At 55.9% G+C, this 14,001-nt stretch carries 11 protein-coding genes; 9 read left to right on the top strand and 2 right to left on the bottom strand.

The genetic code is table 11. The annotated features are described in order from the left end of the window. Window positions 1-843 precede the first annotated feature (843 nt). Together GNZ13_RS21780 and GNZ13_RS21775 are read left to right on the top strand one after the other, a co-directional pair. Window positions 844-1,602 carry an SDR family NAD(P)-dependent oxidoreductase gene (locus tag GNZ13_RS21780; RefSeq protein ID WP_172166835.1) on the top strand — a complete coding sequence of 253 codons (759 nt, stop codon included), beginning with the start codon at window positions 844-846 and terminating at the stop codon, window positions 1,600-1,602. 140 nt (window positions 1,603-1,742) lie between these two features. Then, a complete protein-coding gene (locus GNZ13_RS21775; RefSeq protein ID WP_328807272.1) occupies window positions 1,743-1,952 on the top strand; it encodes a hypothetical protein in 210 nt (69 codons plus the stop codon). Between the two features lie 261 nt (window positions 1,953-2,213). Here the strand turns inward: GNZ13_RS21775 and GNZ13_RS53875 are convergent, their stop codons facing one another. Continuing rightward, window positions 2,214-2,336 (bottom strand): hypothetical protein, encoded by a 123-nt coding sequence (locus GNZ13_RS53875; protein ID WP_328807249.1) that lies wholly within the window; start codon window positions 2,334-2,336, stop codon window positions 2,214-2,216. A gap of 515 nt (window positions 2,337-2,851) precedes the next feature. Here GNZ13_RS53875 and GNZ13_RS21770 point away from each other — a divergent pair. The 5 genes from GNZ13_RS21770 to GNZ13_RS21750 all read left to right on the top strand — a co-directional run bounded on the left by GNZ13_RS21770 (window position 2,852) and on the right by GNZ13_RS21750 (window position 6,984). Further along, complete coding sequence (locus GNZ13_RS21770) at window positions 2,852-3,172, top strand: hypothetical protein (protein WP_172166838.1); 321 nt, start codon at window positions 2,852-2,854, stop codon at window positions 3,170-3,172. 202 nt (window positions 3,173-3,374) lie between these two features. Beyond that, on the top strand, window positions 3,375-3,665 hold the full coding sequence (locus GNZ13_RS53530) for an SDR family NAD(P)-dependent oxidoreductase (protein WP_216674907.1): 291 nt from the start codon (window positions 3,375-3,377) through the stop codon (window positions 3,663-3,665). Between the two features lie 146 nt (window positions 3,666-3,811). Then, on the top strand, window positions 3,812-4,960 hold the full coding sequence (locus GNZ13_RS21760; protein WP_172167974.1) for an acyl-CoA dehydrogenase family protein: 1,149 nt from the start codon (window positions 3,812-3,814) through the stop codon (window positions 4,958-4,960). A 310-nt stretch (window positions 4,961-5,270) separates the two neighbouring features. Further along, window positions 5,271-6,020: an electron transfer flavoprotein subunit beta/FixA family protein gene (locus GNZ13_RS21755; protein ID WP_172166840.1), complete on the top strand. Its 750-nt coding sequence runs from the start codon at window positions 5,271-5,273 to the stop codon at window positions 6,018-6,020. A gap of 13 nt (window positions 6,021-6,033) precedes the next feature. Further along, complete coding sequence (locus tag GNZ13_RS21750; RefSeq protein ID WP_172167973.1) at window positions 6,034-6,984, top strand: electron transfer flavoprotein subunit alpha/FixB family protein; 951 nt, start codon at window positions 6,034-6,036, stop codon at window positions 6,982-6,984. A gap of 594 nt (window positions 6,985-7,578) precedes the next feature. Here GNZ13_RS21750 and GNZ13_RS21745 read toward each other — a convergent pair. Next, window positions 7,579-9,903, bottom strand: a complete 2,325-nt coding sequence (locus GNZ13_RS21745) for an AAA family ATPase (protein ID WP_236002124.1) — start codon at window positions 9,901-9,903, stop codon at window positions 7,579-7,581. A 364-nt stretch (window positions 9,904-10,267) separates the two neighbouring features. Here GNZ13_RS21745 and GNZ13_RS21740 point away from each other — a divergent pair, with 364 nt between their 5' ends. Both GNZ13_RS21740 and GNZ13_RS21735 read left to right on the top strand, forming a co-directional pair. After that, on the top strand, window positions 10,268-12,709 hold the full coding sequence (locus GNZ13_RS21740; protein WP_172167972.1) for a hypothetical protein: 2,442 nt from the start codon (window positions 10,268-10,270) through the stop codon (window positions 12,707-12,709). Next, window positions 12,663-14,001: hypothetical protein (locus GNZ13_RS21735; protein WP_172167971.1), on the top strand; the 1,339-nt coding region annotated here is incomplete at its 3' end. The genes GNZ13_RS21740 and GNZ13_RS21735, both read left to right, overlap by 47 nt.

The following is a 14,001-nucleotide window of genomic DNA, read 5'->3' as shown; positions in this document are numbered from 1 at the left end:
GTTCATGCCGGCACCGCCGGGCTACGCGACGAAGCTGACATGCGACAAATCCGTTTGCATCTGGGCGGGCCCGCAACTCTGGCATTGGTCGGTGACCCGTGTTGCAAGCGGCGTCTCTTGCTGTCTCGTCAAGGCTGAGCGAGGGCGGGCTTTGCGCCTTTCCCTGAATACGTAGGCACCGGTACAGTCGCAACGAGTGCTTGATCGATCATCTCTGAGAATCACAAGACTCCTGCTGCACAGGCGGCATCCGCCTTTCATCCCTAGTCTGGAGACTGAGGTCTTCCGGGGCTGTGGGTAATAAAGGAGAAACTACAACTGCATCGCGGCCGACTATGCTGCCTGATAACGCCTGCGTGCTCATTCGTCAGCTTTGCCGAGGCCACTCCCTACGACCTTGACAACGATTCGGAAGGCACGCATTCGCGAAGCGTCGTCTTCACTCCAACGAGGAAAAATAGCCGCGCCTTGGCAACTGGACACGATCAATGCGACACGCGAACGATTCGTGCAGCGCCAATCCCCAACTTTCGACGATACCTACTGATAATCCAGGTTTGATGAAGTCTACGAATGCGTCGTCGATGAATGATTCGAACTAGCTTCGGCTCGTCACACGGCGAGCTTCGTCACGCTGGAGTGCTCAGCGGGGGCGGCCGTTTGCCTGCGAAAGCAGTCTGCATGAGCGGATTCGTACGCGTTCAACGGTCTACCGATCGGTCGCATGAAAATCCCGCGTGGTCATATGCATTGACATATACGTATGTTGAGTCTATCCTGAAGTTGAGGTGACTGTTTGGACTGTGTGGATCTCTTTTAGACCGTTTGAGCAAAGGAAATAACATGAAGATTACGGAGACTGCCGTCGTCACCGGCGGAGCCTCGGGACTCGGTCGGGCTACGGCCGAGCGTCTTGTTCAGGCCGGTGCAAAGGTGGTAATCGTCGATTTACCAGGGACGAATGGGGCAGAGGTCGCGACGGAAATCGGAGCGGTGGCATTCGTGGCAGCCGACGTCACGTCTGAGAGTCAGATGGAGGCTGCGTTCGCAGCCGCAGAAGTGTTTGGACCGCTCCGGGCGACGGTTCACTGTGCGGGTCGTGGTGGAGCGTTGCGGACGCTTGATAAGGATGGGCGACCGGGATCGCTCGAGACGTATGCGGCGATCGTAGCAACAAATCTTGTCGGCAGCTTCAATGTATTGCGTCTTGCTGCGGCCAGCATGGCAAAGGCGGATCCAATCGAAGGAGAACGAGGCGTAATTGTTCTAACGGCATCGGTGGCGGCGTACGAAGGGCAAATTGGCCAGATCCCGTATGCGTCCGCAAAGGCTGGCATCGTCGGCATGACGCTCGTTGCGGCACGCGACCTGGCGAACCGGGCGATTCGCGTATGCAGTATTGCCCCCGGCATCTTCGATACACCGATGCTGGCGCGCGTGGCTCCTCAGGTACGGGAAGCCCTTGGGCAATCCGTCCCGCACCCTGCGCGATTAGGCCGTCCCGAAGAGTATGCAATGCTCGCTGAACATATCATCGTGAATTCAATGCTGAATGGTGAAACTATTCGCTTGGACGGCGCCCTTCGAATGGCGCCACGTTAGTCCTAGTTGGTGATCCGAGGGGAACGCATCGGCGGCGCACACAATGAGTGTCTACGGGAATTGGGCGCGGAAAGCTCCGCATCTAGTTGACTATGCTCCTTTCTCTCGGACTCGCTGGTCATGGTTGGTGAGTTGGCCCGATTCCACTGGCATGGCTGAAACCCGTTGGGGCGGACTCGGCCCGTATGAATGTCCGTGGTTGCGTTAACGCGCTTGGTCATCCTCTCGGCGCATCGGGACCAAATCGGATGATTACTGTGGTGCACGGCCTCCGTCGAAGGCGAGGCAGGTTCAGTTTTCAGGCGATGTGCGAGGAAGGTGGAGTTACCAATGTGACGTTCGTCGAGTGACTTTGATAGCTGATCGAAGCTGGTTCTACATAATTCGTATAACAAAGTAACTACTGAGATATTCGTTAATGCGTAGCATGAGAATTCGGCCATGGATACAGGTAAAAGAACTTTACGCTCGCAGGTTGATAAATGGCTTGCGCTTGCGCCTACGCAGGCAAGTCCATTGCGCGTCACAAGAATTGGGCGCACAACCAAGGGTGTGCGCTATGTGTGCGTCGAGGTAGCGCGGCTCGCTGGCCCTCTGACCATTGCTTTCTTTCACCACGAGGACGGCAACTGGTGTGTATTCCCGCCCGAGATCGGCCGGTACGTAAAGGGAAGATCGTAGGTGCGGATCGACAGGGTTTGCATACGCGCTTCGAGTTCATGCTTTGCGTTCATGGGTATGAACTCCACGAGGGTAGCGCACGAGGGTGTCAAATCATTAAACGTAGTTATAAGAAGCGAATTGACGGTCGTGCATTAGGCGAAAGGGCCAGGAAACGTTCTCCAAGCCATTTTTCGCCAGAAAATCAGATTTCATCTTACGGTAGACGCGAATAAATTTTGTTGTCGTTGATATACAAGGTTTTTTTTCTTCGAGATCTGATCATGTTCGACAAACGTTCGCCGACCCGGTCGCTGATCTAGCTGTTGGTTACGCCATGAATCGTATGAGCGACCAAATTGACTTTTACCCGCGTCGACGTGGCTTGATCGACGCATTGTATGCATGTCTGTGAGAGGCGACGCCGAACCTCTAACCACACGTGGCGACAGTCGGTGATGGCTGTACGTACCCGCTCGTCAGAGGTTTCTGTGCGTGGACGGTTTCATCGACTATCGCTCGGGTAACCTCAAGGCCGAAATCGCAGACGCATTTCCAGATGGGATTGATGTCAATTATGACGGTGTAGGTGGGCGCCCTGACCGAAACCGTGCTTGGGCTGATGAATTGCACCGGGATTATCGTGTTCTACAGGGCGGCCGCCACGCTATTTGCTGACAAACTGAACAGTGGCGGGGCACCCGCGACACCGCGTCAGGCGGTCGGAATTACAAAAGATATCGAAGTCATTCTTCGCGGACGCAACATCAAATCGGAGGCGTGGATTGTCGATGCGTTCTATCACGATCGCCAGCGGGCGGAAGACGATCGTTCCCGTCTGATAAATGAGGGAAGACTAAAACTCATTAGCGATGTGGTAGAGGTTTCGAGAATCTGCCGGGCGCCATAGTTGGAATGTATCGATCCGGGCACGCTGGGAAGCTGCAAGTAGAATCTTGCAAGTTGTGACGAATGGTTCAAGTGCCATCCAGATGTACCGACTTGTCTGCTACTCCGATTGATTGGGAGCGAGACTGACGATTCGTGAAGCGAAACGTTGGTCACCCGTAGTTTTCAACGGAGACAGGAGATGCGGGACACATTGATCATAGATGCCTGTCGTACGCCACGAGATTGGGAAGGTTGGTAAAGGGGACGCCGGGATCCAACAGCGACGGCATGACGCGGCGATTCTTGATGGGAACGGGGTCGCGCTATATTCAATCAGCAAGGCAGCGGTTGTAAGGATGACCGAGGCATTGGCTGTCGAATGGGCAAAGTTCGGTATTAACGTGAATGCCATTGCGCCTGGTATGTTTGAGTCGGAGATGATGGGTGAAATGCTGCAACGGGTCGGCGATGTGACAGATCGATTTCCGCGCCGTCGGATGGGCGACCCTTAGCAGCTTGACAGTACGCTGCTGTACTTCGTGTCGCCATCGTCTGATTTCGTTACCGGCACATTTTTGAAGGTTGACGACGGCCAGCATCCGCGTTGAGCGACGGCCGAGTATCTAGCCACAACTGTACTTAACCTGGGATGGATTCTATGTCGGAAAGTCGAAGCCCGTGGATCACGGATGATCTCGCGATCTTCCAGGACGCGATCCGAAAATTCATTGAACGCGAACTCGTACCAAATGAAGAGCGCTGGTGGAAGCAGCACCACGTCGATCGAGAAGCATGGCGCAAGGCCGGCGAGGTTGGCATGTTATGCGCAAGCATTCCCGAGGAATATGGGGGAGGCGGAGGAACGTTTGCTCATGAAGCGATTATCATGTTCGAGCAAGCGAAAGCGCTGGCGAGCAGCCTCGGTAACAGTGTGCATAGCGGCATCGTCGCGCACTATATCCTGAGGTACGGGACGGAAGCACAAAAGCAACGTTGGCTTCCCAAGATGGCCACGGGGGAGATGATCGGCGCCATCGCGATGTCGGAACCCGGCGCGGGGTCCGATTTGAAGTCGATCAAGACAAGGGCTGTCCGTGACGGAGATCACTACGTGATCAATGGCTCGAAAACGTTCATCTCAAACGGTCTGCACGCGGATCTTGTTTGCGTCGTCGCCAAAACGGATCCGGGGATGGGGGCAAAGGGTGTCTCAATTGTTGTCGTCGAGACCCAAGATCTACCGGGCTTCCGCCGAGGGCGCGTATTGGAGAAAATCGGCCTGAAGGGACAGGACACGACGGAACTGTTTTTCGACGATGTACGAGTTTCGACCGAGAACTTGCTGGGCACTGAAGAGGGCAAAGGTTTCTCCCAACTCATGGAGCAATTGCCGAAAGAGCGGATGATCATTGCCATAGCCGCATTGGCGGCAATGGAGCGGGCGCTTGAGGATACCATCGCCTACGTGCGTCAGCGTAAGGTGTTTGGCGCGGAGCTTATCAGTTTGCAGAATACGCGCTTCAAGTTGGCGGAATGCAAGACGAATGCGACCGTTGCGCGTGCGTTTGTCGATAGCTGTATGGAAAAGGTGCTGCGTGGTGAACTCGATCCGGAGACGGCCGCCATGGCGAAATGGTGGTGCACCCAGAGAAGCTGCGAGATCATTGACGAGTGCCTGCAGCTGCATGGTGGATACGGTTACATGGCCGAGTATCCAATCGCGAAACTCTATGTCAACTCGCGAGTCGGAAAAATCTACGGTGGCTCGAATGAAATCATGAAAGAGTTGATCGCTCGGACGCTGTAGTACACCGCTTTGAATCAAGGTATGTCAGGTCCCTCGATGACTCGACGGGAGACGCAGCTTCGCTTCAAAATCGAAGTTGCGTTAAAGCGGTTCCGGACAAGCCGGCCGAATTTTTTTGCGATGTCGCGGCTTCGTACCAAGTCGTGACAGGCAAGATCGAGGCCTTTTGGAGGCTGGCGGCAACTGTGTGCCAGGCTACGGTCCGGTGACTTGGTGGTGGGAGAGTCATCCGCGTCGTCATCATGGGTCCTGTTGCAGTGGCCTTGCGAGACAGGGCCAGAGAATCTGTGACAACTTATGGGAGGAAAGTTTGAAGGTTCTGGTTTCGCTCAAGAGAGTGGTCGATTACAACGTGAAAGTTCGAGTGAAATCGGACGGCACGGGCGTCGACATCGCGAACGTGAAGATGTCGATGAATCCGTTCGACGAAATCGCGGTTGAAGAAGCCGTTCGTCTGCGCGAAGCGGGCGTGGCGACTGAAGTGATCGCCGTGTCGGCCGGTGTGACGCAAGCGCAGGAAACGCTGCGCACGGCGCTGGCAATCGGCGCGGACCGCGCGATCCAGATCGAGTCGGGCGAAGAACTGCAGCCGCTGGCGGTCGCCAAGCTGCTCAAGGCGCTGGTCGACAAGGAACAGCCGCAACTGGTCATCCTCGGCAAGCAGGCCATCGACGACGATTCTAACCAGACCGGCCAGATGCTGGCTGCACTGGCGAACCTGCCGCAAGCTACCTTCGCGTCGAAGGTTGTCGTGGCGGACGGCAGGGCTACGGTTTCGCGTGAAGTGGACGGCGGTGCTGAAACGCTGTCGCTGACGCTGCCCGCTGTGATCACGACCGATCTGCGCCTGAACGAGCCGCGCTACGTGACGCTGCCCAACATCATGAAGGCGAAGAAGAAGCCGCTGGAAGTCATCAAGCCGGAAGACCTCGGTGTTGATGTGACGCCGCGCCTGAAGACGCTGAAAGTCGTTGAGCCGCCGAAGCGCTCCGCCGGTGTGATGGTGCCGGATGTGAAGACGCTGGTCGAGAAGCTGAAGACCGAAGCCAAGGTGCTGTGAGGAGACGGACGAAATGACGAATCTGGTAATTGCGGAACACGATAACGCGTCGATCAAGGCCGCGACGCTGAATACGATTGCAGCCGCGCAAAAGATTGGTGGCGATATCCACGTGCTGGTCGCCGGCCACAACGCACAGGCTGCGGCGGATGCGGCAGCGAAGATCGCAGGCGTGTCGAAGGTGCTACTCGCCGACGCGCCGCAACTCGAAGCGGGTCTCGCGGAAAACGTCGAAGCGACGGTGCTGACGCTTGTGCAAGACCCGGCGAAGAATTACACGCACATCCTCGCGTCGGCGACCGCTTCGGGTAAGAACATCACGCCGCGTATCGCGGCGAAGCTCGACGTCGCACAGATCAGCGACATCACGGCCGTGGATTCGGCCGACACGTTCGAGCGCCCGATCTACGCGGGCAACGCCATCGCAACGGTGCAATCGGCTGACCCGATCAAGGTCATCACGGTGCGCACGACCGGTTTCGACGCCGTGGAGGCCGAAGGCGGTAGCGCTGCAGTCGAGAAGATCGAAGCGGCGGCGGACAGCGGCCTCTCGCAGTTCGTGAGCCGTGAAGTGACGAAGCTGGACCGTCCGGAACTGACGTCAGCGAAGATCATCGTGTCGGGTGGCCGGGGTCTGGGCAACGGCGAGAACTACACGAAGGTGCTGGAGCCGCTGGCCGACAAGCTGAACGCGGCGCTGGGCGCATCGCGCGCAGCAGTCGATGCGGGCTTCGTGCCGAACGACTATCAGGTGGGCCAGACCGGCAAGATCGTCGCGCCGCAACTGTACGTGGCGGTCGGCATCTCGGGTGCGATCCAGCATCTCGCGGGCATGAAGGATTCGAAGGTGATCGTCGCGATCAACACGGACCCCGAAGCGCCGATCTTCAGCGTCGCGGACTATGGTCTCGTTGGAGATCTGTTCACGGTCGTGCCTGAATTCGTCGCAGACCTGCAGTATTGATAGCACCATGACATTTCCGGCATCCCAAATGGTACGGAGGCAGCAACGAAGTTGACGCGGAAATGGGCCCGATTGTCAGGCGCTAGCCGCTAGGCGCTGGAGCGCATCGAAGGCTACATCGCCAGTGGCGTGGAAGAAGGCGCGCAACTCGTCGTTGACGGACTGTTAACGACTTCGTGACCCGGTAACCGAGCGTTGGCTGAGGATGACGGTCGCGTCAATGTGTGCCTAATAAACATAGAAAAAGCGCGCCCGTTCTTTGTTGTTGAAAATTTCTTTTATGCAAAGTTCTTGAACGACGGGGCAGTCGGTCCCCGGTCATGCGAATGCCGGTTTCGACGTCCCTAAAAGGGTACCGTGCCAGCGGGAAATCCACCGCGGAATGGTCGGGCCGCGGTGATAACACCCGTTATCGCGGCAAAGCTCGCCGAGGCGTTGCGGAGCAGGGTGCCCTAAGCGCCGTTGGCGCGATTTTGCAACGTGCAGGGCATAATAGTAGGACTTCAGAGGACCGCCGGTCGGCCAGAGCGGTCGTTCGTCAATCGACGTTGATACGCCCGGTCACTGCTTGAGACCCGCCGTTCGCCGAAAGTCTCACGCGGTCTTGGAAGCACCTTTTGTCTCATCGACTAGTGCAGCAGTTGGCTGATCGATATAGGCATCGCCCATCATCATCTTGTAATGCGCTCCGTGTCCGGATCTATCGAAAATAGCCCTGAATATTATGAGGTAGCGCTCCACCATCGACTCGTCGATGGCGATATATAAATCGTCGTGAGCGAAGTGCGATCCGTCGTTTACCCATGAGAAAAGCGACCTGCACATGAGGCGCTCGCCACCTTCAAATTTGTCGCAAATCTCGTCGGGATCAATGCGGCCGAGAATCTTGAAATAGTTTTCGAGGATCCGGCGCAATGTGTTCTGGATGGAGAGATTTGTTCGCCCCGACTGTCGCACTTCGGTCCAGAGAAGCTCATAGGACGTTGAGATTGGATTCTTTGAGTGCGACTCGATCTTAGACTTGGCTCCTGATTTTCGGACTACCCAGAAGGTTTCCTCACCGCGCATCGCTTCGCGGTCGTTGCGGCGAGCGTTAAAAGTCACCTCCTTGTGGAAGTAAACGTTGTGGGTTAGCACGAATACCTGTTTGACATGGCCTTTTCCGTCTCGAACTTCCTGCAGCACACCCTTGATCAAGCTCGCGACGATGAACAGGACGTCGCTGTCGAGGCTCGACACTGGATCATCGAACACAACTACACGGTCGCTAGTCATCCCACTCTCGGATTCGCTTCCCTTGAGAAGATGAATGAAATACAGGAAGGTGACAAAAGTCCGTTCGCCTTCGCTTAACGTGTCTTTGGCGTCAGATCCGTTCCCTCGCCTTAGCGTGTAGCAATTGCCACTCTGCGCTTTAGCAAGCGTGAAGCCGCGAAAGCCGAACGAAGTAAGCAGCGAATTTATCGCGTCCACCGTAGGCTGAATGCTTGTTGACTGCTTTTCAAGCTCAGCGATTTCCTTTACCTTTAACTTCTGACTATCCGTCGCTTCATCGATCCGCTTTCCGATGGCGTCGATGGCTTTTGTCAGGCCTTGCCGCTTCGTTTCGTAGTCCTGTAGCGATGCTTTTAGTTCCACGTCGAGAATATATCTCCAGCTCTGGCTGATCAGGTCTTGCTTCTCTTGTGCGATGTTGGTGACCGTCTTGTTGTGGGTCGCGACCGCTTTATTCGCCTCCGCGATCAGCGTCGAGATCGTCCCCAATACCGGACCCATCGGCTCGAGTTCAATTACTCGGCTTGGCTCCCGCTGCTTTTGCGCAAGGAGTTGCTTGTTGACCATAATTCTTGAATCGACCAATTCGGCCTCGATTCTAAGTGCATCAGAGTTTAGGAATTTGGATGGATTCGAGAGAATCACCGCTAATTGCGCCTGAAAGCGTTCGGCGTCTACCGCGTAATCAGCTGTCAAGTCGTCGATCGCCGCGCTGTCGTTGAGGAACGTTTGATCGAAGTAATCTTCGAGGCTTTTGCCAAACGCATCGTCCGTGCGCTGTTGGCAAAACGGACAAGTGCTATCGTTCACTTCGTAAAACGCCCGGCCTTGTCTGACCCAATCGCTGTTGCCGAGTTTTCTAATCATGTCCGCGATGTCGACATCCTGCTTTCCAAGCACGCGTTTCTTCAATATCTCATTTGATTCGTGGGCCAGCAGGTTTGAACCGGAAACAATCGGAACCGAAAGCTCGGTCAACGAAGTCGGTCCGAAAACGGTCTTGGCGTGTGCCTCAAGCTCGTCCAACTGCCGCAGAGGGGCGTTGTTCGATAGCTTTTCACGGAGCACTCGCAATTTGAAATTTTCTGAACTGTTCAACACGCCCTCGAACGCCTTCTTGAGCGTTTTCTCGTGCTTCTTCTTTTGCGCCCAGCATGCATCTCTAAAGTCATCCTCAACCTTCGTCAACTCGCCTCGTTTTCCCCCGAGTCCATCAGTGCCGTCGCGAACCTCAGTCAGCTCCGAGATCGATTTTCCGAATTTGTCGAGGTCCGTTTTCGCGGCTGCTAACTTGTCGAGGGTCTCGGCGTTTTTCTCTCCAAGAGTAAAGATGCCCTTGAGTTCGGTCGACGGGCCGAAATTCCTTTCGACGAAGTCTCGGTTGTAGACCATCGCCTGCATTTTTGCGCCACTTTTCCACTTCACCCGACAGCTATGATATGCACCTTCATCGGCAATGACGCGCGAAACGGTGGTCTTTCCCGAGCCATTAGACCCGTATATAAAATTAAATTTTGACAAACCGGTGAGCGACTGTGCTTCAACATAGGTTGCGACATCGCAGATCTCAATTGACTCGATCATTACTTTTCCCCCGGATGCGTCCGACACCGCATCATAAAATGTATTGAGGCCGATTGTCATATACCTGCATGTTTGCACTGTAACGCAGTGTCACCGCGTTCCGACTTCACGCGAACGGAGATTAATTATGCGTCAAGCATCGAAATGCCAAATTCGCCAGACCGCATGAATGGCCTATGGGCGCATCGGGTAAAAGCTCGGAACTGACAGTCCAAGGCCGGCGGCGCATTGGGCCAATGAAAAAGGTAGGATAAACTGCGGGTGCCCCCAAAGAGATAGGTGTACAGGACGCCCCGTGGACACTGACCGACACATTCAACGTGCCATCGCTAGCGGTGAAAGAAACAAGCAGGTAATGGAGCTCGTTCACAACTGGTGCTCACACGCGCGTGTCGAGAAGTATGGAGGCACTGGGATAGTCGAGATGGAAACCGGGCTTCCCATCGGTCACCACTACATGGCCTGCGACCACGCTCCTGCAGGCGGTTCAGCAACTTGGGATCTCGCCGACGCGGCGCTAGATTTTCACGATCGAAACTGCGTTACTTGCCCTCATCGCGTGCCCGTTCGACTGCCGAATTTGACGAGTCTGCTACAGCAGAGAGACATCGACCGGAAGCGCGCTGCGGACGATACCCAGGCACGAGAGGAAAGGGTGGCGGGCCAGCGGGCTGCGCGGCAGTTCGCTCGTCGAACTCTACGGGCAAAACTTAGTCCCTTATCCGCTGCCATAGTCGATCACTTGGAAGAGATCGATCAGGGCACCTCAAAGGACGCGGAGGCACAACTGCTCGGGGCGGCACAACTTGCTCCCGAGACGTTTACGGCAACCATCGTCGAACACTGCTTTTCACTTCTGGAAGGTCGGGAGGGCTGGTTCGACGAAACAGGCCTGCTCCTTCTGCAGAAATTGCAGGCCGATCAAAGGCGTCTTACTTGCTGCGCCCTCCGCAGCCTCGGCGAACGTCGTTCCATCAGAGTCGCAGCTGCGATCGTAGAGGTAAATAGCGCGCTCATTGACGAATCGTTGATAGACACCGCCCTGCCGGCGCTGATCGATCTCGCGAATCCTGAACATATGCATTTTTGGGGGGGCGAGCGAGATCGTGTTCCGGTTCCACTGATCGTTGTGTATCGGGCTCAGCCCGACGCTGTCGAGGCCGGAATCGGCAAGCTTCTGGATCAGCGAGCGCCCTACCTAGTTTCGTCGGGCGCACGCGCCATCCAGGCCCTTGTGACGGAGAACAAGGCCATTGCCAGTCACTTCTCCCGTTCCCTGCTAGCAAAGCTTGCCCGCGCTCACTTGCTGATCGACGCCCGCGAGACTGGCTATAGCGGTGAAGATGAAGTTATTCACCGACTTCAGGACGCCCTTGCATTGGCGTTGGAATCCTGTCCAGAGGAAACTGACGCGTTAGTAGCCCAATTTATTGCGAGCGCCGCGAGCGAGGGCGAAGTACGCATCTACAAAGCTTACGGCAACGTTCTGCACAACAGGCGCGATCGGGACGACGGAAGATCAGTTTCGATCACAACCGCTAGGGTGGCCCTAAAGCGGTTAATCAGCGCTGCCTCCATCTCGGACGACGAGCGGGTTCTGCGTGAGATACACGATACATTGTCGTTCATCGGAAGCGAGCTTACTCCTGTTGCGCGTGGCGAACTGAATGGTCTGCTGGGGGCTGCGATGTTGCTCGGTGATCGGATTCAGCGCTTCGACGCGGGGCCGATCGAAAACGGCGACTTCCTGAGCCGCCTGGAACATCGGAATCGTCTGGGCGTTTTGGTGAACTTGCAGAGCGATCTCGTAAAGTGGGCCGCGAATGCAGCTAGTGGTGACGACTCCGCCACTGAGCAATACATCGAAATTCTCGGCAGGCTACCCGAAGGCCAAGATCAGCTACGCAGCGTTCTGGTCAGGAGTGCACACAGGCTCATGCAAACGCCAAGCGGTTTGAATGCGGCCTTGCCCGCGCTCTATTCGGCAATGGTCGGCACGTCCGTTCGTACGCGGAGCTCGGCCGCCGAAGCGATCGGCAAGTTGACTCGCCGGGGGCTCGAGGATGTGCCTGAACTATTATATGAAGCCTTTACGTCCCTACTTTTTGATCCCTACGTAATGGTTCACCGTGTCGCCGTGGACACACTCGAGCACCTGACCCTGCCCGACTGGCTGAACGAACGATCTAGGGCCGCGGTCGCTGCGTGGATAGATAGCTATGCCGTGAGCCGCATGGATGACAGGTTCCTCCTACAATGCATTCAGATATATTTGCGCAGATTTTCGACCGATCTACAGAAGCAGACGAATGTCGGAAAAAATTTTGTTGCACTGATGGAGAGAATGAAGTCCGACGTCGTCGCCGAGAAGATCAGTTGGCTTCGACACGACTTGCGTGCAGCCGAGGGCTTTGCCGAACTAGTTTTGCGGATTTTAGCTGACCCGGATGTAACGCACTATCGACAAGACGAGATACTAAATGCTCTGAACGAACTCCCTGTTTCCACGATCCAACAGCACAAAGCGCAGCTCGAGGCGATTGCTACTACGCCAGCCATCGACAGAAGCCTTTCCGACGCTCTGGTGGAGACGCTCACGGGTGCCGGTGCGTGGGAAGAGGCGGCCCGGATTAACGAGACCATCTATTCACGGATTCCGGACACTGTGGAGAGGCGTGCACAGAAGCTGCGGTCGAACCTTAACCGTATCGCGACAAAGTACGAAGAAGCCATTGCTTCGGGCAAGGTGGCAATCCTACCGGAGCTGGCACAGGAATGGCGACAGACAGAAGCTCAAATCGAGGAGCACCGGACCAATCATGCAGAACGTCGCAGTCCTTTCACGGACCTACCCGGCGCGCATTAGCGCGGTTGAGGCGCTAATTCAAGCGGTTCAAACCCGGACAAACAACGCAGCAAACCTGCGCGACGCGGCAAGCGAGTTAGATCGCGCGGGCCCCCTTTACGGCAGAGCGTCCACAGCGGTGGTTTATGCAGCTTTCGCAGAATTGCTCAGAACTGTCGCGATGCTCGTGGAGTGGCGTGCCGCTGTCCTGAACGCCGACGTCGATGCAGACCGCTTTCTACGTGGGGCTAAGGCGCGACACCAATTGTGGGTCACTGAATATAGCGGCACGGACGCCATAACTCGATTGCTTGAAGCCGCCTCCGATGTCGACAAAATTGATTCAATCGAAAATGTAGGTGCAGTTTGCCGCAGCGTCGCATGCACACCGCTGCCAATCGGCGTATTTGCTGAGGCGCAAGTAGGTTCACGTCTCCTCGGGCGGAACGAAGAGCGGACCGAGGAGATGGATGATCCGCCAGAACTGGCCGTCGCATTTCTGCGTTTCGTTATTGATGGTGTTCCTGCAGACGAAACGCACTTTCTCTCGCCGGGTGATGCGCACGATCTTGAGATCGAGGTTCGCGTATCCCGATGGCCAGATAGCGCAGATTCTCTGAGCCTATCGCCCGTGACTATTGAGCCGAAATCGAACTACGATTTTCCTGTATTTCAATTCACCCGCCCTTCCGGCGATCCGCCCTTCCGGATGTTGCAGCGTGGTCGTGCCGTACTAAAAGTGCCGCAGAGCCTGCAAGCTCGCCCCTTCGAGTTTCGATACACCGCCTCCTTTAGCCCTATTGCGACTGAGCAACCTATAGCGGTTGTAGGACAAAGGACGCTGCGCATCGAGGGGTTCGACCTGCGCCAAGCGCCCATCACTGGGTACGCGGGAATTGATAGGAAACTGATACAGGTAAGGGATCTACTACGAGGTCGGCCGTTGATTACGGCAGTCGAGCTTTCTGACGTCTTGACAGTACTAACACCGCTCGCCAGTCTTGCGGGCCGGGCACTCCAAGACGCCTTGTTCCGCCGAACTTGCAGCGAAGCTGACTTTCAGGCGGATGTGCGTAATGAGCTTCGACGCATCCCCGCTATCGGGTCGGAATTAGAAGAGCACCCGAGGGCAGCCGGCGGAATTACCGATCTGTCGTTTCATGGAATACGGATCGAACTAAAATATGGCTATTTCAAAAGTGGAGTGGGTAATGCGGCTTACGAGGCATGTGGGTTGAAGGCTGAGAAGTCGAGCTTTCCGGCGATGAGGAACAGCACAGTCCGCATGGTTTTGAAGCTGGCGTACCCGCGCG

This window comes from Paraburkholderia elongata (genome assembly GCF_013177735.1).
GTDB classification, from domain to species: Bacteria; Pseudomonadota; Gammaproteobacteria; order Burkholderiales; family Burkholderiaceae; genus Paraburkholderia; species Paraburkholderia elongata.
Note: the sequence above shows the minus strand (reverse complement) of the source record. Positions and strands in the feature narration are given on the sequence as shown.